The 586-nt window shown below is 36.7% G+C and carries 1 protein-coding gene; it reads left to right on the top strand.

Annotation, left to right across the window (positions count from 1 at the left end; translation table 11 throughout):
- Positions 1-586 (top strand): DNA translocase FtsK (locus tag ABCO64_RS10675; RefSeq protein ID WP_343089462.1); only part of this gene is annotated, 586 nt, incomplete at both ends.

Genomic DNA, 586 nt, shown 5'->3' with positions numbered 1-586 from the left:
CTAAAGAAACGCCTAGTGAAACATTATCCCCCAAAAAGGAATCTTTTAAACAAGAAGATCCTAAAAAAGAATCGTTTGATACTCGTAGCGAAGAGACTAAAGATTCTTATGAAACGCAAGATAAACAAGACCATATTTCTTTTGAAGCACCTGCGAACCAATCGATCAAACAAACCGTTAAAGCCGGTCAAAACTTATATACAAATTATCAAGTTCCACCTGTTAGTCTATTAAAAGACCCCGAAGAAAAGAAACCAGATTTAACAGAATTCATAGAAGCCAAGACCAACCGCTCAAACGAAACATTTAGTGAGTTCAATATAGGCGCTCGTGTTTTTAATCATACCGAAGGTCCTACCGTTACACGCTTTGAGATTGCGTTAGAAAAAGGCGTTAAAGTCAATAAAATCACGACTTTAACTGACAATATTAAAATGGCTTTAGAAGCGAAAGAAATACGTATTGAAGCTCCAATTCCTGGAAAGAAAACAGTTGGGATTGAAGTGCCTAATGATGAGGCACAAACGGTGCATTTTTCTAACATCGTGAGACGTTCAATGTTTAAAAATGCAGCAATGCCTTTAAC

It is taken from the genome of Methanocalculus natronophilus (genome assembly GCF_038751955.1).
Lineage (GTDB): Archaea > Halobacteriota > Methanomicrobia > Methanomicrobiales > Methanocorpusculaceae > Methanocalculus > Methanocalculus natronophilus.
This window is presented reverse-complemented; position numbering and strand designations above follow the sequence as displayed.